Source organism: Rhodococcus jostii NBRC 16295 (genome assembly GCF_001894825.1).
GTDB lineage: Bacteria > Actinomycetota > Actinomycetes > Mycobacteriales > Mycobacteriaceae > Rhodococcus_F > Rhodococcus_F jostii.
Window position 1 is genome coordinate 40,271 of record NZ_BCWY01000008.1, and the last position, 21,899, is coordinate 62,169.

A 21,899-nucleotide genomic window follows, 5' to 3' on the forward strand; every position below is an offset into this window, starting at 1 on the left:
TCGTTGGTCCTTAGAGTCCGATGAATTCGAGTGGGACCGAGCGTGTGCCCCATTCCGCCCACATGGCCATGCCGGGCGAGTCCGTGAGGAGGAATTCGGCGCGGGAGAGGGCTTCTTCGAGTGTCACTGTGAGCATGATGCGCGCGAGTGGGGCACCGGGGCAGCTGTGAGTTCCTCGGCCGAAGCTGATGTGGTCTTTGATGTTGGAACGGTCGAGGATGAACTCGTCGGGGCTTTCGAAGACGCGGGGGTCTCGGTTCGCCGCCGTGTACACCAGCGCTATCGGGTCGTCTTTCAGAATTTCTTGGCCGCCGACCGTGGTGGTGTCGCGGGCTGTGCGTGCCATGCCGCGGTACGGGTTGTACAGACGGAGGAATTCTTCGACGGCGGCGGGAATCTTGTCGGGGTTGGCACGCAGAAACGACTGCAGGTCTGTATCGCGGCCGAGGTGTACGAACATGTTGCCGATGAAGACGCTGGGCGCGACCATCCCGGTCACGATGAGCTGCCTGACGCATCCGAGGATCATCGCGGCCGGGAGAGGTTCGCCGTCGTGTGTGCCGTCGAGCAGGGCTGCGGTGAGGTCTTCATCGGGACTGTACGACCCGCTCGCGCGGTCGTCGATGATGGCCTGGGCGACTTGGTACAGTTCGCGGCTCAGTCGGCGGACGGTGTCGTGGTCGAGGACCTGGATGGCGTCGACGTAGGTTCCACTGATGCGCTTGATGTCGGAGCTCAATTCCACTGAGAGATTGAAGAACTCGGCGAAGACGTGGGCGGGGAGCTTTTGCGAGTACTCGAGAGCTACATCGACCTTCCCCTTGTGGATGAGCGGATCGAGGAGCTCTGTCGAGCAGCGGCGGACCTTCGGTTCGATGGCTCTCATTTTCGGAGGGGTGAAGAACTGGTTGATGATTCGCCGATACGCCATGTGTTCTGGAGGGTCCAGGTGGAGCGGTGGGCGGACGCCGGTGAACGCGAAGGATGGGATCGCATTCTGTTTGGTGGTGGTGAACCGGGAGATGTCGGTGATGACCTCGAGCAGTTCGGGGTAACCCAGCATTGCCCAGAAGCCGCCGAACTCTTGGCTGCGGGCGACGGGGCAGCGACTGCGGATTTCCCGGAACTGCGTGTGCGCAGTGTCGAAGGCCTCGGGTACTTGTGGATCGAAGTCGTGGTCGTCTCGTCGTGAGTGGTTGATCGGGGCGGATTCGTTGGTCATCAGTTGACTCCCAGTAGGGCGTTGATCTGTGCCGAGTCGGCCAGGTTGATGTTTTCCACTCGCGTGAATCGCTTCGTTCCCTCAGGGTCGTACGGTGAGATGCCGTCGGAGTCGTCGTTGAGCAGTGTGTTGCCTTCCTCCGACATCAGGTAGCTGGCGAGAAGCTTTGCGCCGGCCGGGTTGGGCGAGTTCTCGGACAGCGCCAGGGCAGCTTCGGGGCCGGTGGTGGGCGCCAGGCTTACCAATTGAACGGGCGCGCCTTGCTTGGTCAGGTTGTTGACGATCGCGGCGACTCCGGGAAAGCCGACTTGGGCTTCGCCGGCGGCAATTCCCTGTGTCAGCGGCACTGCACTGCTCATGAACTGGGGCTGGTTGGCGGCAATCTGCTCGAGGAAGCCGTCGCCGAACTGCTGTTTCATCAGGCTCCAGAATGCGATGTTGGCGGGCGACGAGTCCGGCTTCGTCAGCATCAGCTTGCCTTTGAATTGGGGATCGGCGTACGCATCCCAATCGGATGGAGTGTCCGAGGTTTCGTCGGAGTTGATGACCATCTCGCTGGGAATGAGGGAAACCACCGCGGCGGAGCCGTCGTGTGTGAGGTATTCCTCGGGGAAGGTGTCGGCGGCCGGCGGCAGGTCTTGTTGGGCGATGGGTGTGATCCAGTCCTTGGCGAGAGCATCGGCGAAGAATCCGGAATCGGTCAGCAACATGATGTCGGCGGCGCTCTTGCCCGTCGAGGCTTCGGCCGAGTATCGCTGGATGAGGTCGGCGGTTACCAGCCGGACGGGTTCGACGCGGACTCCGTAGCGCTTGGTGAAGTCTTCGGAGAGCGCGCGCAAAGTGCTCTCGTCGAGCATGCTGTAGAAGGTGACGGGCCCGGCGTTCTTTGCCTCTGTGACCAGGGCTTGGGTTTCTGCGTCGAGGTTGGTTGCGGTGCCGGTGTTTGCGGTGTCGGTGCCACCTCCGCCGCAGGCGGCCAGCAGGGAGGTTGCGCACGCGAGTGCGAGGAGAGTGAGTTTCTTCATGGTTCTTCCCTGTTCTCGATTCGAGGGTCAGTGAGTGGATCGGGACTTGGCGACACCGAATCGCTTCGATGTCCAGATCACCAGCAGCAGAACCGTTCCCGTCACCAGGACGAGGACGGCGGACAGCGCAGCGAGTGTGGCGTAGGAGCCCCCGTTGAACACTTCGAGGATTCGAAAGCCGAGGACGACGTTGTTCGTTCCGGACAGGATCGCCGAAGCCGTGAGGTCACCGACGATGCGGATGAACAGCAGAGCCCATCCGCCCACCAGTCCGGGCAGCATGAGGGGTGCGTAGATGCGTAGGAACGTTTTCCAGTCCCTGCCGCCGCTGATCCTGGATGCCTCGGCGAGTTCGCGGCCGACGACGGCGACTGCCGCGTCGGAAGCGATGGAAGCCTGTGGGAGGTATATCGCCAGGTATCCCACTAGCAGGATAATCCAGGTGCCGCCGAGGTGGAAGGGTGCGCCGCCGAGGAGGAGCAGGATTCCCACGGCGATGACCATGTGGGAGATCGACGAGGGGAGTTTGATGGCTGCGTCCAGGATTTGGGTCGCACGACTGCGTCGCTGGGCGATATAGATGGAGACGATTGCGGCAGCAGAGATGCCGATCAGCCCGCCGACGAGGCCCAGTCCGAGGCTGTTGGTGAAGGCCTGTTGTGTCTTGGGATCTGCGAACAGCGCAGTGTGGAAGGCTTCGAAGCCGAGCGAATCCCATTTGATCTTGGGAGTCCAGTAGCCGTTGAGGGCCACGAGGAACAGTCCGGCCATGGGCAATACGGTCGACAGGGTGACGTAGAGCAGGACGATCCCGCGGACGATGGGCCGCCATCTGCCCAGGCGGGTGATTTTGTGCGTGGCGCTCTTGCCGGTCATGCTGCTGAAGCGTGAGGTTTTCAGAATTCTGTACTGGACGAAGTACGAGATCCCGACGAACACCATGACGATAGCGCTCAGCCCGAGTGCGAGATCTTCTTCCGGGGGGTAGGAGAAGGTCAGCAATTGGACGATGCGCACCGCGATGACGTCGATGTGTGCGGGGGTTCCGATGATGGCGGCGATCGAGAACATGCCGAAGCCGAACCATGTGCAGAGCAGGAATCCGGCACCGATCGAGGGCGCCAGGGCGGGGATGGTGACGCGGCGCAAGGTGGTGAGGTAACTGGCGCCGCTCAGTCGCGAGGCTTCTTCGAGACTGGAGTCGAACGTGGTCATCGCCGCGGAGACGTTCATGTAGACGTAGGGCACTGCGTAGATGGTGTAGACCATGACCAGTCCGTACCAGGTGTTGATGTCGAACGGTCCGCTGTCGAGGTGAATCCCGATCAGCTCCAGACCATCCCGTAGCCATGCGTTGATCAGCCCGGCCTTGGGTGAGAGGAGCATCGTCCATCCCACCGCTCCGGCGATGGGAGGAAGTAGGAACGGCAGGTACGGGAGGACGTCGTTGAGTATTCCCATGCGGGCGTCGGTGCGTTCGTTGGCCCATGCGATGAGGGTGCCGATGATGACGGCCATCACGCTGCTGGCGGCAACGACGACGACGGTGTTCAGGATCAGTTTCCCAAGGTCGGGAATCGCCAAGGTGCGTCGAATGGCATCGAAACTGAGAGTGCCGTTCTGCCAGAACATGTCGACCACGACGTTCAACAGTGGAACGCACACGATGACGATCAGGCCCGCGGCGATCAGGAGGGCGACGAGGTTGAAGCTCGTGGGTGCTGCGAGTTTGCGTGGACGCGAGCCCTTTACGGGCAGGTTGTCTGTGGGTGGAAGGGTGTGTGTGGTCGTCACGAGGCGGCCTTCTCGAGCTCGCGTGCGTCGGTGGTGGAGGTACTCGAAGTGTTCGGGAAGACCATGACGTCCTCGGGTCGGATTCCGATCCAGACGGTGTCGTCGACCTGGAAGCGTCCGTGTTGGCTCGTCCAGACCCTGGATCGCACCTCGGCGGACCGAATGATGTACTCGGTGTGTGTTCCCATGAACAAGGACGCGACGATCCGGCCCTGGAACCCGTTCATGTGCGTCGGCTGCTCGTGAAAGAGGTGACCGGCTTCTGGTCGCCAGAGCAGGGTCGCCTGCTCGGGTGAGCCGGATTCCGGGCCGGTGTGAATCTCGCCGACGTCGGTCGCGTAGATGGCGGCGGCGCTACCTGTGACCCGGCGCCCGGGCAGCTCGTTGGTGTTCCCGATGAATTTCGCGACGTATTCGGTCGACGGGCGGCTGTAGATCTCGGCAGGCGTGCCGAGCTGCTGCACTCTTCCCTTGTCGAGAACTGCTATTCGGGTCGCGAGCTCCATGGCCTCGGCCTGGTCATGGGTGACGAACAGAGCTGTGAATCCGAGCCGCCGCTGAGTGGCGAGCAGTTCGATACGTAGTTGCTCACGAACCTTGGCGTCGACATTGGACAACGGTTCGTCGAAAAGCACGACGTCGGAGTCGTTGACGAGCGCGCGGGCAAGTGCGACCCGCTGCTGTTGTCCACCGCTGAGCTGGGCGGGGTATTGGTCGCCGAGGTCACCGATACCCACCAGAGTGAGCGCGGCGTCGACCTTGTCCTTCATCGCTGCGCGGGACGGGCGTCGAGTGCGCTGATTCTCGAGGGGGTATTGGACGTTCTTGCGGGCCGTCATGTGGGGCCAGAGGGCGTACGACTGGAACATCATGCTCAATTGGCGTCGTTCAGGCGGTACACAGACCCCTGCTGCGCTGTTGAACACGGCTTGGCCGTTTACCTGAATTGTTCCCGAGTCTGGCGTCTCGAGCCCTGCTACCGACCGCAGCAGGGTGGTCTTGCCGCATCCGCTCGGTCCGAGAAGGACGATGAACTCGCCGCGGTCGATGTGGATGGTGGCGTTGTCGATCGCACTGACAACGGCGCCGTCTCGGCGTCGGAACCGTTTCGACAGATTTTCGATGGCCACGGAGTGATTCATGCTTCCTCTTTCCCAGTTCGCGCCTGGAGTTCGACCGTCCCCTGCTCAGCAGGATGAGATCGGCGTCACTGTCCGATTATTGTCGGCGTATTTGTGACGATCGTCAATAGTTTGCGATTAATTCGCGCGGCTACGCTAGATTCACAACACACTCTCCCGAAGGAGTCGTATGGTCAGCGCAGGTCAGCACCACTTTCTCGAGCAGATGCGAGTCCGCACCGCCGACGGGACACGGGCGCGTCAGATGTTGGTCACCTTGATGGCCGACTACTGGCTGGCAGAGGGGGCGCTTGCGCCGTCCGGTGTATTGGTGGATCTGATGTGCGATTTCGGCGTGTCCGAATCAGGCAGCCGCACGCTGTTGAGCCGGCTGACCAAAGAGGGGCGCCTGGTTGTGGTCAGGGAAGGCCGGCGAACCTTCTACTGCCTGTCCGAGCAGGCCAGAGTTCGCCTGGCGTCGGGACTGCGACGAATCGCCGACTTCGGTCATGTTCGACGTGAGGGCCCGGACCAATGGACGTGCGTCGGCTTCTCGGTCCCCGAGCAACAACGGGCGCTGCGACAACAACTCCGCAAGGGATTGTCCTGGTTGGGTTTCGCCCCGCTCTACGATGGCCTGTGGATTACGCCGAGGCCGGTGGCCCGTGATGCGGCGGCACTGATCACCAAGTTGGGCATCGATTCCGCCTCGCTCTTCGAGGGAAAGATCGACGGTATCGGGCTCGGCCACGGCAACCCGACCGACGCCTGGGACCTCACCGTGATCGAGGGGTTGTACCGGGAGTTCCTCGACGGTGCGGAACCGCTGCTCGGAGGACTCGACGAGGTGAGCCTCGACCCGGCCTCGGCGCTGGTCCTTCGTACCGAACTCGTCAATGTCTGGCGGTCGTTTCCGAGGATCGACCCTGATCTGCCACTGGATCTGCTTCCGGAGGATTGGCCGCGGTCGGATGCCCAAGGCGTATTTGTCCGTCTCTACGATTCACTCGCTCCGGCCGCGATGCGCCGGGTGCGGGGCGTGCTGGACCGCAACGCCCCGGACTACGGACAGCATGTCTCGGCTCACATCATCGGCACGCGGACCAGTACCTGGCTCGATTGATGCCCGCGGAGCGCGCCCAATGTATCGCATTCTATGGACGTTCGTGTCAATTATGAGATACGTCTGAGAGGCATTGCGTCACCCTGTGGGGGAAGTTGTGCGACGCATGGTCGAACAGTGGATCGAGGAGTCCATCGCGACCCGTTTCCCGACCTAGCCTCACGGGGTCGTCGAGGTCCCGCTTTGGGGCACTTCGATATCCATCAGTTCCACGTTGATTGCGACGGCGGGGTCTATGTCTGCCAGAAGTGTCCTGAGCCTGGCCAGTGCCAATGGTCCCAAGCCCCTCCACAGAACCTCGAAGACCTGGCGCGCCTCGCCCTGAGGCCAGTCCATCGGTAGCAGCTGCTGCGGCAGCGCGGGGTCCAACGCGGCGATTCTCCGCCAGTCGCGCAGCACGGTCGTCCGCAACACCAACGCCCGGTCCGCGGTCAGCTGCCCCCGGATGATCGCGGCTGCCTCATCGGCGTGGGTGTCGAGGAAGGTGTCGTACTCCTTCCGCACGGCCCGGAGGTCGAAGGCTCGGCTCGGCGTCATCTCGGAGTCGCCGCAAGCGAAGAACTCCCCGCGAAAAAGTGCCAAGTGCACGCCCAGATCGGAGCCGATCCGGGACGCGTGGTCGCGTCGGTCCCAAGGGCAGACCCAGACTGCATCTGCAAACATCGCGAACCCGCCGTTCTCGAGCAATGTTCGAAGGCGTTGGCGAAGTATCCGCTGGGTCTCGGGGACCGAGAACACGGCCACGGTCCACTGTCCGTCCCAGAGCGGTGCGGGGGTTCCGAACCTCACCACGGCACCGAGCTTCGCGCGGTGGGTCAGCCGTGCCGTGTCGCTGATGTCGTAGGTCACCGTCCGTCCCCGACGATGCGGGACGAGTAGTCCCCGCTTCACGATGCGGCTCAGCGCCGATCGGGCACCAGAGGACGATATGCCGAATTCGGCGAGCAACCGCACGACCGCTTCGGACGTCAGGCCGCCCGCGTCCTCGAAGGTGTAGTCCGCCAGTAAGGCTCCCAACAACGCCTGCGAGCTGGACCCGGCCTGTTGCCGTGGTAAATCGACGACCTCCGGGTCGGGCCACCGGTCCTCGTTGGCATTCGTCATCTGGGCTTCCTCTCTTTGTCATGCACCATCTTCACAGATCCCGCCGGAGTATTGCAGTTAAAACGACGGTCACATATTCTTGTGCAAACATTTGTCCGGTCATCCACGCGAAAGAGGCCACTCGATGGCAGCAGAGACAATGCGTCACGGCGACTGGGACCCGCTCGCCGCCATACACGAGACCGACCCCTCGGCGGAGCACGCCAGACTCCGGGGACAGTGCCCGGTTGCGCATACAGAACGATTCGGTGGGTTCTGGACATTGAGTCGATACGAGGACGTGGTGGCGGCGGCGCGGGACACCGACCTTTTCGCCAGCCGCTACAAAACCACCATTCCAGATTCGACGGGGCCCACCCGACCTCCTCGGCCGCCCCTGGAATCGGATCCGCCCGAGCATCGCCAGTACCGCGATCTGTTGAACAAATACTTCTCCCCCCAACGTATTCGAGCCATCGAGCCGGCCATTCGGCGAATTGCACGGGATCTATTGGGTTCGGCAGTTGCGGCAGGACGGGCGGAGGTCGTCGAGTCGGTCGCCTACCCCCTGCCCGCCCAAGTGTTGTGCACCTTTCTCGGGATCCCCACCGCGGACGCCGCCGGGATCAAAGAGATGGCGAACGCGGTGCTGGCAGCCGGTACCCAGGGAGATGCAGCTCGACACAGCCAGGCCAACGACCGGCTCTACGCGTACGTCGAGGCACTCGTGGAGCGGCGCCGACAGCAACCGCTCACCCCGGAGACCGACGTGACCACCGGCCTTCTCACAGGTGAGATCAACGGGCGTCTGCTGAGTAACGACGAAGTGGTCGCAGTCCTACGCCTGCTCCTTCAGGCCGGGCACGGCACTACGACCAACGGCATCGGCAGCGTGATCGCCTTCCTCGCCAGCCATCCCGAGGAGCAGCGACATCTGCGGGAGAACCCGGATGCGATTCCGACAGCGATCGAAGAGATCCTGCGCGTCTGGTCACCGGCCCGACTCCTGGCCAGGACTGCCACCCGAGATGTCGACCTCCACGGGCGAACCATTCCCGCAGGCGACAAGGTCGCCCTCATGTGGTCCTCCGCCAATCGGGACGCGACGGTATTCGACGACGCCGACCGTTGCGTGATCGACCGCCGCCCGAACCGTCACGTTGCCTTCGGCCACGGAATTCATACCTGCCTGGGCGCCCCCTTGGCGCGTGCCGAGTTGCGGATCGTGGTGGAGGAACTGTTTGCGTTGACCGACGAGATTGTTCTCGACGGCGAACCGGTACAGGCCGGTTGGCCCCATATCGGCTTGTCTGCCTTGCCGATCCGGTTCACCCCGGCCACCGGGCATCGAACTCTCGACTACGGGTCAGATCTCCGATCGGGCGAACGCATCACGGTCGTCTCCGAGGTGCGAGACGTGGCCGATCGCGTAGTGGAACTGACGCTGGCTGATCCCGGCGGGAGTGCACTGCCACGGTGGGAACCTGGCGCGCACATAGAACTGCGCCTTCCTACGGGACTGGCCCGCCAGTACTCTCTGTGCGGAAACCCTGAGGAGTCCGACACATGGACCATCGCTGTCCTTCGTGAGGACGACAGCCGCGGCGGTTCGGCGTTCGTTCACGAGATGATCAAGGCCGGCGATTCACTCACTGTGGCAGGTCCGAAGAATCATTTTCCGCTGGTCGACGCCGATCGGTACCTGTTCGTCGCCGGAGGGATCGGGGTGACTCCCATGCTCACCATGGCGCGGCGGGTCCTCGACCGGCGCCGTCCGTTCGAGTTCCACTACATCGGCAAGCAGCGCACGTCGATGGCGTATGCCGATACCGTCGCAGAGCTTCCCGCCGCTCGGCTGCACGAATCCGCGGTGTCCGGCCGGCCCGACCTGCTTGCGGTGATAGCCGCACAGCCGCCGGGGACGGCCGTATACTCTTGCGGCCCTGAATCTTTGCTGTCCGAGCTCGAAGAGTCCTGTCGGGTGGCCGGGCAGGAGCTACACGTCGAGTGGTTCTCTCCGAAGCCCGGCGCGAATGTCGGCGGCGATGGTGCGCTCGAATCGTTCCGAGTGCAGCTGGAGCGGTCTGACGTACAGGTGACGGTGCTTCCGGGTCAGTCGATCATCGACGCGTGCGCCGAGGCGGGTGTGGTCATACCCGGATCGTGCTTCGAAGGAACGTGTGGTTCCTGCGAGACTCGCGTGATCGATGGAACGCCAGATCATCGCGATTCGGTACTCGATCAGTCGCAGCGTGAGGAGGGGCAGGTGATGATGCCGTGCGTGTCCCGCTCATGCACCGAGGCTCTGACTCTCGACGCGTGACCAACGCTGTAAATGCCGAGCCGGTGGAGCGGCAACTGCCCTCAGCTGGACCCGAACCCGCCCGCCGAGCTGTTGCCAAAGGACTGGCCCGGCCGTCACGCCCGTGGAATGCTGCGCGGCATGGACCGCGGGCTCACCGGATGCTCGGGCTGAATCCTCTGCGTGTCAGCGAGGCGGAGCACTCACGCGCAGCCCGTCGACGATGAGGTCTAGGATCCGCGCGGCGCGGGCCTCGCCTCCGGCCGCGGGATCGATCCGCCACAGGACGCTCAGTTGGAGGAGGACGTCTTCTGGATCTAATCCAGGTTTGAGGACACCGTCGGCGGCACCGGCTTCGAGAAGTTGCGCGATCGCCACGACGAAAGGCCGGTAGTGCTCGTCGTCCACGCCACCGCTCGTGGCCGCGTGGATCACTTCCGCGAAACCGAACTTCAATCGCCCGTAGCGGGCGATCTCTTCGAACCATCGCCGCAGCGCAACGAGTGGGGGTGACGACTCGAGGAGTTCCGGGACGAGGTCGATCAATTTCTGGAGTTCCTGCCGATACAGGGCAAGGATCAGCGACTCTCGATTCGGGAAATGCCGGTAGAGCGTGCCGATCCCGATTCCGGCCTGCTTGGCGATCGCGGTGAGGGAGACCTCGTTGTTTTCGGCTGCGGCAGTGCGTGCGACGGCGAGGATTCGCTCACGGTTGAGGCGCGCATCGGACCGGGTCGGTCTGCGGGGCGACGCGTCCACGGGTACTCCTTCTCGATCGATTGCAAAGCGGAGGGTCCTCCGTTACGGTGGAAGTAACCGGAGGGCACTCCGTTTCATTCTGGCACATGAAGGTGGGACGCCATGACCGAGTTTGTACTGGTCACCGGTGGCAGCGGCTACGTCGCGGGCTGGTGCATCGTCGAGTTGCTGCGGCGCGGATTTGACGTGCGCACGACCGTCCGCAACTCGGGCAAGGAGAACGAAGTGCGGGCAGCGGTGTCCGGCGTGGTCGACGTCGATCCGGGCCGCCTGACATTCGCCGTCGCAGATCTCACCGCAGACGCCGGCTGGGACGACGCCGTCGACGGGGTCTCCTCTGTGCTGCACGTGGCGTCGCCGCTGGGAATCTCCGCCTCCGTCGCCGAAGACGTGCTGATCGCCTCGGCGCGTGACGGCGCAGTCCGGGTTCTGCGCGCCGCTACTGCGGCGAAGGTGCGACGTGTAGTGATGACGTCCGCCGCCAACGCGGCGAGCCCCTCCTCCTATGCGACCGACGGCGTCACGGACGAAGAGTTGTGGACCGATCCCGACGATCCCACACTGATTCCGTATCGCCGGTCGAAGACACTCGCCGAGCGGTCGGCCTGGGACTTCATGCGCGAGCAGGACGGCGTGACCGAGCTGACGACGGTGTTGCCCGGCGCCGTGTTCGGCCCGGTCCTCACCACCGCCAACCTCGGATCCGTCGCGATCATCCAGCGGATGATCTCCGGCCGCATGCGCGGAGTCCCGCGCATCGGACTGGAGATCGTCGACGTCCGCGACCTCGCCGACATCCACATCCGCGCCATGACCTCGCCGGCGGCGGGCGGGGAACGGTTTCTGGCGACCGGAGACTTCAGATGGATGCGAGAAATGGCCGAAGTCCTGCACTCCGGCCTCGGCGATCGAGGCCGGAAGGTGCACACGCGTCAACTCCCCGACTTCGCCGTTCGTCTCGCCGCCCGCTACCTCGATCCGTCGCTGCGGGAGATCACCCCGGCGCTGGGTCGGCGGAATCGGCACAGCACCGACAAGGCGCAGCGTGTGCTCGGCTGGGAACCCCGTTCTCCCGATCAGACGGTATTGGACTGCGCACGAGACCTCGTGGAGAAGGGTGCCGTCTGACGCCGTGATCCGAGCGCCGGCCAACGGGTGACCGGACCCTGCTCGTCGGGGAACAATGAGACGAAGCCGCCGGTGACCGTCCACCGCGCGAATGTATTCCCGATCGCCCAGGAGGCGCTCACCATGGACTATCTCGTCACCATGACGACCCACGTCCCCGAGGGAACTTCGGAAGTAGCCGTTCAGGACATCCGCGACCGCGAGGCCGCACATTCACGTGAACTCGCGGCACAGGGGCACCTACTGCGACTGTGGCGCCCGCCGCTGAAACCCGGCGAATGGCGCACGCTCGGCCTGTTCGCCGCCGATGACGGGGACGGGCTCGAGAAGGTTCTCGCCTCGATGCCGCTGCGGGTGTGGCGCACCGACGAGGTCACGCCGCTCGCGTCGCACCCGAACGACCCGCCCGGACACGTCGAGAAGCCCGGACCGCCCGCGCCGGAAGCCGGGGGCAGCGAGTTTCTGACAACGTTCACGGTCACCGTCCCGGAAGGCACACCCGGCGAGACCGTCGATGCCACCACCGCGCGCGAGGCCGACCGCGCGCGGGAGCTGGCCGGGCAGGGACACCTGCTGCGGCTCTGGACGCTGCCCGGCCAGGGCCACTCGCTGGGTCTGTGGTGGGCCCGGGAGGCCGCCGAGATGCAGGCGATCCTGACGTCGCTGCCGATGGATGCCTGGATGAGCGTGCAGACCACGCCGCTCACCCGGCACCCCAGCGACCCGGCGGTCACCGGCAGCTGACGACGGCAGAGTGGGTGCGATCCCGGCGACTCTTGTCAGGAGTTCCGCCGAGGGGCTTGACTGAAATGTGCTCGACGGCACCGTCGAGCCTGTGCTGACTACACACAGACAGTGAGGATGCAGATGCCAACCCATCAGGCTGTTCACGTCCAGGGCCCCGGCGAACCGCTGACGCTCGTCGAAGTCGACACGGTGTCACCCCCGCGCGACCACGTACGCCTAGCCGTCTCCGCGTGCGGCGTGTGCGGTACCGACCACGGATTCGTCCACGGCGGGTTCCCCGACATGTCGTGGCCACTCACACCGGGACACGAGATCGCCGGAACGATCGCCGAGGTCGGCGAAGGCGTGGACAACTACTCAGTCGGCGACCGCGTGGCAGTCGGTTGGTTCGGTGGTCACTGCAACAAGTGCATCCCCTGCCGTAAGGGCTTGTTCATCAACTGCGAGAAGTTGCAGGTTCCGAGTTGGCAGTACCCGGGCGGTTACGCCGAGTCGGTGACGGCGCCGGCCAATGCACTGGCCCGTATTCCCGAAGAGCTGTCCTTCGCCGAGGCCGCACCCATGAGCTGCGCCGGCGTCACCACGTACGATGCGCTCCGCAAGACCAAGGCGGTCCCGGGTGACCGCGTCGCTGTCCTCGGTATCGGCGGACTCGGCCACCTCGGTGTGCAGTTCGCCCGGGCGATGGGATTCGAGACGATCGCCATCGCCCGTGGCGCGCACAAGGCGGACGACGCCCGCGAACTCGGCGCTCACCACTACATCGACTCCACCGCCGGCGACGTCAGCAACGCGTTGCAGGCACTCGGTGGCGTGTCGGTCGTTCTCGCGACCGCGGCAAATTCGAAAGCCATGGGTGACACGGTCGGCGGGCTGCTTCCGCAGGGAGAACTCACCGTCGTCGGGGTCACCCCCGACCCATTACCGATCAGTCCGCTGCAGCTGATCACTCCCGGCCTCAACGTGACCGGTCACCCCTCCGGCACCGCCCGCGACGTCGAGGAGACGATGCACTTCGCTGTCCTGTCGGGAGTGCGCGCCCGAATCGAGGAACGGCCTCTGGCCCAGGCCGCGGAGGCCTACGCTGCGATGGAGGAAGGAAAGGCGCGCTATCGCATGGTCCTCACCATGTGAACCTTCCGGCACGGGCGGGTCTGCACCCTAGGAGGTGGCCGTGATGTCGAGGAATGTCACGGCAGCCGGGACGGTGAGTGTCCGATGACCGAAGGATCGGCGACCAGCGGTTCCGAGCGCGCGGCGGGCGGGCAGCGCTTGCTCGCGATCCTGCTGGCGATGGCGATGTTCGTCCTGGTGGTCGACACGTCCCTGATGAACGTGTCGATCTCGTCGGTGGTTCGCGATCTCGACACGACCGTCAGCGGCGTCCAGGCCGCGATCGCCCTCGAGGCGCTGGTATCTGCGGCCTTCATCTTGATCGGCAGTAAGGTCGGCGATCTCATCGGACGCAAACGCGCCTACGTGCTGGGTCTGCTCGGCTACGCAGTCGGTGCGACGGCGATGGCGCTCGCGCAGAGCCTGACAGCGGTCATCGTCTTCTGGGCCGTGCTGGGCGGAATCGGCGCATCACTCCTGCTGCCCGCGATGCAGTCCCTCATTCACGGTAACTTCGAAGGAGACGCCCAGAAGAAGGTCTACGCCCTGGTCGGGGCGGCGGCCGCGATTGCCGCGGCGGTCGGACCGCTGCTCGGAGGTTTCATCACCACCTTCCTTTCCTGGCGTATTGCGTTCGTGCTCGAGGTCGTCATCATCGCGATCGTGCTCTCCGGCATCAGACTCGTCCGGGATGTGCGGTACACCGGACCTCGGCACATCGACACGGTCGGCGCGGCGCTGTCCGTGCTGGGCATGGGCGGCATCGTGCTGGGAATCCTGGTGTGGCAGGAGGGCGGCGAAGCCGTTGCCGCGCTTCTGGTGATCGGTGCGCTGGCACTGGCCGGACTGGCGTACTGGCTCGTGCGGCGCAAGCGGCGCGGCGAACCGACCCTGCTGGACCCGGATCTGTTCAGGTCCAAGGTCTTCCGGCTGGGGATCACCCAGCAGATGCTTCAGCAGATAGCGCTGGGCGGCACCATGATTGCGTTGCCGATCTACCTGCAGATGGTGCTCGAGTACAACGCGATGCAGGCGGGCCTGTCCCTCGCACCGCTGTCCCTCAGCATGTTCGCGGTCGCGTTGCTCGCCGGGAAGAAGGCCGGGGATCGGCGGCCCAGCGGCATCGTCCGGTGGGGATTCCTTCTGCTGACGGTCGGGATAGCCGTCCTGATCCCGATCGTGCCCCGGGCCGAGTTCGGCTGGGCACTGGTGCTCCCGCTGATCGTCGCGGGTTCGGGGTTGGGACTGCTGGTGTCGCAGCTGAACAACTACACGCTCGCCCCGATCTCGGACGAACGGGTCAGCGAGGCCGCCGGCACCAACTCGGCGGCGGGCTCGTTCGGGCTGTCGTTCGGGTTGGCGTTCGCCGGCGCCATCATGCTGGCAACGCTGTCCTTCACCTTCACCGCGATGGCGCAATCGAGCACCGTCCTCCCGCCTGCAGACCAGCAGCACGTGGCGCAGGTGCTCGAGAGCGACGCGGAAGTCATGAGCAACACCCAACTCGAGGAATTGCTGGTCGACCAACCCCCGGAGATTCAGGACGAGATCATCCGCATCAACACGGACGCGCGACCTCTCGCTTTGCAGATAGCGTTGCTCGTGCCGATACTGGCCGGTCTGCTCGGGCTCCTCAACTCGTTCCGCATGATGCGCGTGCGGGACCCCGTGTGATCCGGACCGAATCGAGGACCGTAGCTGACCTCTGGGCGTGGCAGGGTGAGGTCCATCCGATCCGCACACCCCGAAAGGACGGCACTGATGACCCGCGAAATCCAGGTGACCTTCGATTGCGGCGACCCGGCGGCGCTCGCGAGTTTCTGGGCCGAGGCCCTCGGCTACCGGATCCAGGACCCGCCGCCCGGGTTCGACACGTGGGACGCCGCGCTCGCTGCGATGGGAATCCCACCCGAGCGTCGCAACGACGCGTCGGCACTGATCGACCCCGACGGATCCGGTCCGCGGATCTTCTTCCAGCGTGTCCCGGAGGGCAAGACCGCGAAGAACCGGGTGCACCTCGACGTTCGTGCGGCCCCGGGATCGACGGGTGACGAGCGGATGGCGGCGCTGGAAGAGGAATGCACGCGACTGGTCGCCCTCGGCGCGACGCGGGTTGCGCGATTCGAGCCCGCGCCGCCGCTGCAGGGCGGCCACATCGTGCTCACCGACCCCGAGGGCAACGAGTTCTGCCTCGACTGACGCGCCGGAGAAGTTCCGGCCGATCGGCGACCACGGCATGCAACGATGAGGTGCCGAGATCAGTCGCTGTGGGAAGGGACGCAGATGTCCGAGCGATCAGACACCCCCGCCGACGACCCGTTCCGCGGCCGGCAGCCGACCAGTCACGAGCAACGGGCGGGTCAGCCGTGGGATGCGTCGTACCAGGACGGCCCCGCGCCGTGGGACATCGGGCAGCCGCAGCCGGCAATCGTGCGCCTGGCCTCGGGCGGTGGATTCGCCGGCGCGGTTCTCGATGCGGGCTGCGGAACCGGCGACAACGCACTTCATGTGGCGTCGCTGGGGTTGCCGGTTCTGGGTGTCGATGTCGCCGAGACCGCGGTGGCGATCGCACGGGAGAAGGCCGGGGCGCGCGGAATCGATGCCGAGTTCGTGGTGGGCGATGCGTTCGAGCTGGGGCGTCTGGGCCGCACGTTCGAGACGGTGCTGGACTGCGGCCTGTTCCACACTTTCGAGTGCGAGGAGCGGCAAGACTACGTGACGAGTCTGGCGTCGGTGACCGAGCGTGGCGCAACCCTGTACGTGTTGTGCTTCAGCGACGTCGACCCGGACAACAGTGGCCCGCATCCGGTCGGTGAGGACGAGCTGAGAGCGGCATTCGGCCGCGGCGCCGGCTGGAATGTCGAGGCTGTCGAGCCGAGCCGGATCGAGACGACGTTTGCCGCGGAAGGCATGCCGGCCTGGTTGGCGACGATCACACGGATCTAGGGACGCGGGAGCGTCGCTGGTCCCTCCGCTCCCCTCGGATCTGGCTCTGGGCGCGCCCTGTTTCGGGGTCGTAGTGTGAGGTGACTCACCAAAATAAGTGATGTGGATCACACTTGCTCGGTGCCCGATCTGCACCGCTGTCCGAGGACGGACGGTAGGCCGGCAGTCGGCGCTCCCGGTCAACGCCTTCTGGAGGAAATGTGGACAGTACCGTTCCCGAACACACCGACAGTTCCGGTCTCGGTAAGGGCCTGAAACGCCGGCACATGAACCTGATCGCCCTCGGCGGCGTGATCGGTGCCGGCCTGTTCGTGGGCAGCGGCGTCGTCATCGGCGGCGCGGGACCCGCCGCGATCATCTCCTTCCTCATCGCCGGCATCATCACGTTGCTGATCATGCGGATGCTGGCGGAGATGGCGGTGGCCAGGCCGGTGGTCGGATCGTTCTATGTCTACGCCCGCCAGGCCCTCGGTCGTCGGGCCGGGTTCGCCACGGGGTGGATGTACTGGTACTTCTTCGTGATCGTCGTCGCGGTCGAGGCCATCGCCGGTGGCCGGATCCTGCAGCTCTGGATACCCATGGTCCCGCTGTGGATCCTGAGCCTGGGACTGATGCTCCTGCTGACGGCCACCAACATGGTGTCCGCCCGCTCCTACGGCGAGTTCGAATACTGGTTCTCGTCGATCAAGGTGGTCGCGATCGTCCTGTTCCTCGGGATGGGCTCCCTCTGGATCACCGGACTGTGGCCCGATTCCACACCGGGACTCGGCAACCTCGTGAGTCACGGTGGTTTCACCCCGCTGGGCTGGGGCGCGGTGCTCGCTGCGGTCGTCCCCTGCGTCGCCTTCTACACCGGGGCCGAGATCGTGACGATCGCCGCCGCCGAGTCGGAGGAGCCGAAACGCGCTGTTGCCCGGGCCATGCGGTCGATCGTCGTGCGGATCGTGACGTTCTACGTCGGGTCGATTCTCGTGGTCGTCGCGATTCAGCCGTGGGACAGCGAGAGCGTCGGTGTGAGTCCGTACGCCTCGGTGCTCGAAGTACTCGGAATTCCCGGCGTGGCCACGATCATGAACTTCATCGTCCTCACCGCGGTACTCTCCTGCTTGAACTCCGCCCTGTACACCACGTCCCGAATGCTGTTCGCACTCACCCGGAACGGCGACGCCCCCAAATTCTTCACCAAACTGTCCCGCAACGGCGTGCCGCGTCGCGCCATTCTGCTCGGCACCACCATCGGATACATCTCCGTCGCCTGCACGTACGTGTGGGGCGACATCGTCTTCAACTTCCTCGTCAACTCCTACGGGGCTGTCGCGCTCTTCGTGTACCTTCTGATCGCCATCTCCCAGGTGGTACTCCGCCGCAGACTCGAGCACGAAGATCCTGCGGCACTGCAGCTCCGGATGTGGCTGTTCCCGTGGCTGAGCTACGCCACCATCGCGCTGATGGCCACGGTCATCCTCGCGATGGCCTTCCTGCCGACCACCCGCTCGCAGTTCCTCATGAGCGGTCTCACCCTGATCGCCATCCTGATCAGTTACGAGGTGCGCAGGTGGATGGGCAAGGCCGGAATCGACTCCGAGTCGCTGTCCGCCGCTCCCCCGATCGGCTCGTCGGACGAGTCCGTCGCGGAGGCCGAGAAGCGCATCGAGTCGGTGGAGACGCTCGGCGGCTCGGACATCGAACTGATCGCGGCGGCGCAGCAGGAGCCGAATTCCCGTCGCCACCACAGGAGGCAGTCGTGACCCCTAGACGGGGGTGAGGTGTCGGGCGAGATAGGTGGCGGTGGCGGAGTCGGCGGTCCCGGCGACGGTCGCCGGGGGTCCGGAGGCGATGATGCGTCCGCCGTTGTCTCCGCCGCCCGGCCCGAGATCGATCATCCAGTCAGCCGACGACACGACCGACATGTCGTGTTCGACCAGCACGACGGTGTTGCCGGCCTCGACGAGACGACGCAGCACCACCATGAGGCGGTCGACGTCGGCCGGATGCAGTCCGGTGGTGGGTTCGTCGAGGACGTAGAGGGTGTGACCGGATCGGATGCGCTGCAGTTCGCTGGCGAGCTTGACCCGTTGCGCTTCGCCACCCGACAGGGTGGTGGCCGATTGTCCGAGCCGCAGGTATCCGAGACCGACCTCGACCAGCATGTCCAGGCTTTTCACCGCTGCCGGAACGTGGTCGAGGAAGTCGCGGGCATCGTCGACCGTCATCGTGAGCACTTCGGCGATCGTCCGGCCGTCGACGAGGATCTCGAGGGTCTCCGCGTTGTACCGTGCGCCGGCGCAGGTCGGGCACGGTGCGGAGGCCTCGGGCAGGAACAGCATGCCGACGGTGATCGACCCGGCTCCCTCACACTCCTCGCATCGGCCCCCGATGACGTTGAACGAGAACCGGCCGGGACGGTATCCCCGCTCGCGGGCCGTGGGATCGGCAGCGAACAGACGCCGGATCACATCGAAGAGTCCGGTGTAGGTCGCGAGATTCGAGCGCGGCGTCCGCCCGATGGGGGTCTGGTCGACCCGGACCAGCCGGTCGAGGTGCCCGAGCCCCTGCGTGGCCACGACCGTCGGCTGGGTGTCGTTCTCGCGGGCGTCGGCCGCCGCGGTGGTGAAGTCTTCGGTCTCGGCTTCCGCAGTCTCGGTGCCGGGTTCGGTGTCGACGCCGAGGTGCTGGGACACGACGTCGGTGAGCACCCGGCTGACGAGCGTGGACTTTCCCGATCCGGACACCCCGGTGACGGCGGTGAGCACCCCGAGCGGTATCCGTACGGTCAGATCCCGCAGGTTGTGCATGGTGATGCCGGCGAGTTCGATCCACCGGCCCGGCGGGACCGGTGCCGGATGGCGGGCGGGGGCTTCGAAAAGGTATCGGCGAGTGACCGATTCGGTGACGTGCTCGAGTCCGTCCACCGTGCCGCTGTACAGGACCCGCCCGCCGTGCTCGCCGGCCCCGGGACCGACGTCGACGATCCAATCGGCTGCCCGGACGACGTCGAGGTTGTGTTCGATGACGAAGACGGAGTTACCCGCCGCCCGCAGTCGCCGCACGGCGGAGACCAGCGCCTCGGTGTCGGCGGGATGCAGGCCCGCGGACGGTTCGTCGAGGACGTACAGCACTCCGAACAGACCCGATTGCAGCTGGGTCGCCAACCGCAGGCGCTGCAGCTCACCCGGCGAGAGGGTGGTGGTGGATCGGCCGAGACTCAGGTACCCCAGCCCGAGCTCGGTCAACCCCGCGAGGCGTCCGAGAAGGTTGTCCACCAACGCCGCCGCTGCCTGTTCGGTTGCCGCGGAGGCGGTGGAATCGTGTGAGAGAACTGCTGTTTCGAGGACCGTGGCCAGATCGGCCAGGGACAGCTCGCCGGCCTCGGCCACGTCGAGGCCGGCGAACCGCACCGCCAACGCCTCCGGGCGCAGCCTCTTGCCGTTGCAGGCGCTGCAGGGGCGGGACACCAGATAGCGTCCGACCTTCGCCCGCTGCGTTGCGCTCTTCGTCGTGGCGAAGGTGTGCAGGACGTAGGTGCGGGCGCTCGAGAACGTTCCCTGATAGTCCCGCACCATCTTTCCCGGGTCGCGGATCGGAGACACCGTGACCGTGGGTTGTTCGTCGGTGGTGAGGATCCACTCCCGCCGGTCGGCCGGAAGCTCGGACCAGGGGCGGTCCACGTCGATCCCCAGAGTGTCGAGGATGTCGCGGTAATTCTTCCCCAGCCAGGCGCCCGGCCAGGCCGCGACGGCGCCGTCGCGGATACTCAGGCTCGGGTCCGGTACCAACGCGGCGACGTCGACGTCATGGGTGCGGCCGAGCCCGTGGCACGCCGGGCATCCGCCTTCGGGCGTGTTGGGCGAGAAGGCGTTCGAGTCGAGGACGGCCGCGCCCGGCGGGTAGGTCCCGGCTCGGGAGAACAGCATTCGCAGCACGTTCGAGATGTGGGTGAGGGTGCCGACCGACGACCTGACGGAGGTATGACCGCGCGCATGCTGCAACGCCACCGCCGGTGGGAGCCCGGTGATGTCCCCGACCTTGGGCGCGCCGATCTGATCCATCAGCCGGCGTGCGTACGGAGTGACGGACTCGAGGAAGCGTCGCTGCGCTTCGGCGTAGATGGTGCCGAACGCCAGCGAGGACTTGCCCGATCCCGAGACGCCGGTGAACGCGACGATGCTGTCCCGGGGAATGAACACGTCGACGTGGTCGAGGTTGTGTTCGCTGGCATCGAACACCTCGACCCCGTTGAACCCCAGGGCATGTGCCGGTTCGGCCGGTGGCGCGGGTTCGAAGGTGGGCACAACTACTCCAGAGGTCGATGCGTGCTCGGACAGGTTACCTCCCGGCCGCGAGAGCCGCGGTCAGACGATGTTCGTTTCGCCCGCCGCGATACCCGCCTGCGCGAAGCGGTCGAGCGCGAAGGAACTGATGTCGTATCCGGGTTCTCTGCCGTGGTAGAGGTCGCGCACGATCTCGCCGGTCGCCGGCCCCATCAGGAATCCGTGGCCGGAATAGCCGGTGGCGATCAGCAGGCCGTCGACCTCGGTGCAGCGGTCGATGATCTGGTTGCGGTCGGGGGTGACCTCGTACAGACCGGCCCAGCCGGTGCTGATGCCGTAGTCCAGCACTGCCGGCACCCGGGTCTCGGCGATGGTGCCCAGTCCCATCAGCCAGTCCTCGAGTTCGAATTTGAGGTTGAATCCCGCGGGCTCGTCCGGGTCGGACCAGCCGAGCAGGAGGCCCTTCCCTTCGGGGTGGAAGTAGAAGTTGGACGGAAAGTCGATGGTCAGCGACGGTGAGGATTCGGGCAGCTCGGAGAGCGGTTCGGTGAAGGCGATCTGTCGGCGGACGGGGACGACCGGGATGTTCACTCCGAGCATGGCGCCGATGCCGGCCGACCAGGCGCCGGCGGCACAGACCACGGTGCCGGTCTTGATGCGTCCGTGTTCGGTGACGACTGCGGTGATGGTGCCGCCGGTGCTCTCGATGTCGGTGACCGCGCAGTGCCGGATGATGCGGGCACCGTGCCGGCGAGCGGCGGCCGCATATCCCATCACGACCGATTCCGGGGTGGCCTTGCCGTCCTGAGGGGACCAGGAGGCGGCGAGGAGGCCGTCGGTGCCGATCAGCGGCGAGATCTTCTGTGCCTCTACGGGAGTGATCATGCGGCTCGGCACGCCGTGCCGGTTCTGCAGCGCGACGCTTTCGGTGAAGATGTCGACGTTGGTCTGGTCCGAGAGGAGGTACAGGTAGCCGTCTCGGCTGAAGTCGATCTCCTGGTCGTACTCCTGGGCGAACCGCGAATACACGTCGAGGCCGCGCAGGCCGATCGCGATGTTGGCCTCGTTGCTGAAGGAGGCGCGGACACCGCCGGCGGCCTTGCAGGTCGAGCCGCAGGCCAACTCGTCCTTTTCCAGCAGGACGACATCGGAGACCCCGGATTCGGCGAGGTGGAACGCGATGCTGGCGCCGATGACGCCGCCGCCGATCACGACGACGGACGCCTGTTCGGGAAGGTCCTTGCTCATGTCGTCCTCTTCTTTCC

18 protein-coding genes are annotated in these 21,899 nt (G+C 65.4%); 10 read left to right on the forward strand and 8 right to left on the reverse strand.

Features of this window, described 5'->3' with window-relative positions:
- Positions 1-10 precede the first annotated feature (10 nt).
- Genes RJ1_RS08610 through RJ1_RS08625 form a run of 4 tightly spaced genes read right to left on the reverse strand, consistent with a single transcriptional unit; the run spans position 11 to position 5,183 of the window.
- The gene (locus RJ1_RS08610) at positions 11-1,222 is read right to left on the reverse strand and encodes a cytochrome P450 (protein WP_073359537.1); all 1,212 of its coding nucleotides are present in this window, start codon (positions 1,220-1,222) and stop codon (positions 11-13) included.
- Positions 1,222-2,247, reverse strand: coding sequence for an ABC transporter substrate-binding protein (locus tag RJ1_RS08615; protein ID WP_073359538.1), 1,026 nt, complete (start codon positions 2,245-2,247; stop codon positions 1,222-1,224). Before RJ1_RS08615 ends, RJ1_RS08610 begins: the two co-directional genes overlap by 1 nt.
- A gap of 27 nt (positions 2,248-2,274) precedes the next feature.
- A complete protein-coding gene (locus RJ1_RS08620) occupies positions 2,275-4,041 on the reverse strand; it encodes an ABC transporter permease (RefSeq protein ID WP_073359539.1) in 1,767 nt (588 codons plus the stop codon).
- On the reverse strand, positions 4,038-5,183 hold the full coding sequence (locus RJ1_RS08625; protein ID WP_073359540.1) for an ABC transporter ATP-binding protein: 1,146 nt from the start codon (positions 5,181-5,183) through the stop codon (positions 4,038-4,040). The genes RJ1_RS08620 and RJ1_RS08625 overlap by 4 nt, the downstream gene beginning before the upstream one ends.
- Positions 5,184-5,352: 169 nt before the next feature.
- Between RJ1_RS08625 and RJ1_RS08630 the strand changes: the two genes are divergently transcribed.
- Positions 5,353-6,285 carry a PaaX family transcriptional regulator gene (locus RJ1_RS08630; RefSeq protein WP_083400591.1) on the forward strand — a complete coding sequence of 311 codons (933 nt, stop codon included), beginning with the start codon at positions 5,353-5,355 and terminating at the stop codon, positions 6,283-6,285.
- Positions 6,286-6,444: 159 nt separating this feature from the next.
- On the opposite strand, the gene RJ1_RS08635 is transcribed toward RJ1_RS08630, so the two are convergent.
- Positions 6,445-7,389: a PaaX family transcriptional regulator gene (locus tag RJ1_RS08635; protein ID WP_073359541.1), complete on the reverse strand. Its 945-nt coding sequence runs from the start codon at positions 7,387-7,389 to the stop codon at positions 6,445-6,447.
- A 124-nt stretch (positions 7,390-7,513) separates the two neighbouring features.
- Here RJ1_RS08635 and RJ1_RS08640 point away from each other — a divergent pair, with 124 nt between their 5' ends.
- Positions 7,514-9,691, forward strand: coding sequence for a cytochrome P450/oxidoreductase (locus RJ1_RS08640; protein ID WP_083400590.1), 2,178 nt, complete (start codon positions 7,514-7,516; stop codon positions 9,689-9,691).
- Between the two features lie 12 nt (positions 9,692-9,703).
- A complete protein-coding gene (locus RJ1_RS48785) occupies positions 9,704-9,844 on the forward strand; it encodes a PaaX family transcriptional regulator C-terminal domain-containing protein (RefSeq protein ID WP_083400589.1) in 141 nt (46 codons plus the stop codon).
- Between the two features lie 12 nt (positions 9,845-9,856).
- Here RJ1_RS48785 and RJ1_RS08650 read toward each other — a convergent pair whose 3' ends face one another.
- Positions 9,857-10,429 (reverse strand): TetR/AcrR family transcriptional regulator, encoded by a 573-nt coding sequence (locus RJ1_RS08650; RefSeq protein ID WP_073359543.1) that lies wholly within the window; start codon positions 10,427-10,429, stop codon positions 9,857-9,859.
- A gap of 102 nt (positions 10,430-10,531) precedes the next feature.
- Here RJ1_RS08650 and RJ1_RS08655 point away from each other — a divergent pair, with 102 nt between their 5' ends.
- From RJ1_RS08655 to RJ1_RS08685, 7 genes are all read left to right on the forward strand, one after another.
- Positions 10,532-11,557 carry an NAD-dependent epimerase/dehydratase family protein gene (locus RJ1_RS08655; protein WP_073359544.1) on the forward strand — a complete coding sequence of 342 codons (1,026 nt, stop codon included), beginning with the start codon at positions 10,532-10,534 and terminating at the stop codon, positions 11,555-11,557.
- A 123-nt stretch (positions 11,558-11,680) separates the two neighbouring features.
- Positions 11,681-12,301: a muconolactone Delta-isomerase family protein gene (locus RJ1_RS08660; RefSeq protein ID WP_073359572.1), complete on the forward strand. Its 621-nt coding sequence runs from the start codon at positions 11,681-11,683 to the stop codon at positions 12,299-12,301.
- Between the two features lie 123 nt (positions 12,302-12,424).
- Positions 12,425-13,438, forward strand: coding sequence for an alcohol dehydrogenase catalytic domain-containing protein (locus tag RJ1_RS08665; RefSeq protein ID WP_073359573.1), 1,014 nt, complete (start codon positions 12,425-12,427; stop codon positions 13,436-13,438).
- 84 nt (positions 13,439-13,522) lie between these two features.
- Complete coding sequence (locus tag RJ1_RS08670; RefSeq protein ID WP_073359545.1) at positions 13,523-15,091, forward strand: MFS transporter; 1,569 nt, start codon at positions 13,523-13,525, stop codon at positions 15,089-15,091.
- Between the two features lie 87 nt (positions 15,092-15,178).
- Positions 15,179-15,616, forward strand: a complete 438-nt coding sequence (locus RJ1_RS08675; protein ID WP_073359546.1) for a VOC family protein — start codon at positions 15,179-15,181, stop codon at positions 15,614-15,616.
- Positions 15,617-15,700: 84 nt separating this feature from the next.
- Positions 15,701-16,363: a class I SAM-dependent methyltransferase gene (locus tag RJ1_RS08680; RefSeq protein WP_073359547.1), complete on the forward strand. Its 663-nt coding sequence runs from the start codon at positions 15,701-15,703 to the stop codon at positions 16,361-16,363.
- Between the two features lie 200 nt (positions 16,364-16,563).
- Entirely contained in the window at positions 16,564-18,111 is a 1,548-nt protein-coding gene (locus RJ1_RS08685) for an amino acid permease (RefSeq protein WP_073359548.1), read from the forward strand.
- 3 nt (positions 18,112-18,114) lie between these two features.
- Here the strand turns inward: RJ1_RS08685 and uvrA are convergent, their stop codons facing one another.
- Positions 18,115-20,655 (reverse strand): excinuclease ABC subunit UvrA, encoded by a 2,541-nt coding sequence (gene uvrA, locus RJ1_RS08690; RefSeq protein WP_073359549.1) that lies wholly within the window; start codon positions 20,653-20,655, stop codon positions 18,115-18,117.
- A 60-nt stretch (positions 20,656-20,715) separates the two neighbouring features.
- Positions 20,716-21,882 carry an NAD(P)/FAD-dependent oxidoreductase gene (locus RJ1_RS08695; protein WP_073359550.1) on the reverse strand — a complete coding sequence of 389 codons (1,167 nt, stop codon included), beginning with the start codon at positions 21,880-21,882 and terminating at the stop codon, positions 20,716-20,718.
- Positions 21,883-21,899: the final 17 nt, after the last annotated feature.

What these genes read in the sequence shown, in the direction of transcription:
- RJ1_RS08610 (WP_073359537.1), bottom strand. Translation starts at nt 1,222, where the DNA reads ATGACCAACGAATCCGCCCCGATCAACCACTCACGACGAGACGACCAC.
- RJ1_RS08615 (WP_073359538.1), bottom strand. Translation starts at nt 2,247, where the DNA reads ATGAAGAAACTCACTCTCCTCGCACTCGCGTGCGCAACCTCCCTGCTG.
- RJ1_RS08625 (WP_073359540.1), bottom strand. Translation starts at nt 5,183, where the DNA reads ATGAATCACTCCGTGGCCATCGAAAATCTGTCGAAACGGTTCCGACGC.
- RJ1_RS08630 (WP_083400591.1), top strand. Translation starts at nt 5,353, where the DNA reads ATGGTCAGCGCAGGTCAGCACCACTTTCTCGAGCAGATGCGAGTCCGC.
- RJ1_RS08635 (WP_073359541.1), bottom strand. Translation starts at nt 7,389, where the DNA reads ATGACGAATGCCAACGAGGACCGGTGGCCCGACCCGGAGGTCGTCGAT.
- RJ1_RS08640 (WP_083400590.1), top strand. Translation starts at nt 7,514, where the DNA reads ATGGCAGCAGAGACAATGCGTCACGGCGACTGGGACCCGCTCGCCGCC.
- RJ1_RS48785 (WP_083400589.1), top strand. Translation starts at nt 9,704, where the DNA reads ATGCCGAGCCGGTGGAGCGGCAACTGCCCTCAGCTGGACCCGAACCCG.
- RJ1_RS08655 (WP_073359544.1), top strand. Translation starts at nt 10,532, where the DNA reads ATGACCGAGTTTGTACTGGTCACCGGTGGCAGCGGCTACGTCGCGGGC.
- RJ1_RS08660 (WP_073359572.1), top strand. Translation starts at nt 11,681, where the DNA reads ATGGACTATCTCGTCACCATGACGACCCACGTCCCCGAGGGAACTTCG.
- RJ1_RS08665 (WP_073359573.1), top strand. Translation starts at nt 12,425, where the DNA reads ATGCCAACCCATCAGGCTGTTCACGTCCAGGGCCCCGGCGAACCGCTG.
- RJ1_RS08670 (WP_073359545.1), top strand. Translation starts at nt 13,523, where the DNA reads ATGACCGAAGGATCGGCGACCAGCGGTTCCGAGCGCGCGGCGGGCGGG.
- RJ1_RS08675 (WP_073359546.1), top strand. Translation starts at nt 15,179, where the DNA reads ATGACCCGCGAAATCCAGGTGACCTTCGATTGCGGCGACCCGGCGGCG.
- RJ1_RS08680 (WP_073359547.1), top strand. Translation starts at nt 15,701, where the DNA reads ATGTCCGAGCGATCAGACACCCCCGCCGACGACCCGTTCCGCGGCCGG.
- RJ1_RS08695 (WP_073359550.1), bottom strand. Translation starts at nt 21,882, where the DNA reads ATGAGCAAGGACCTTCCCGAACAGGCGTCCGTCGTCGTGATCGGCGGC.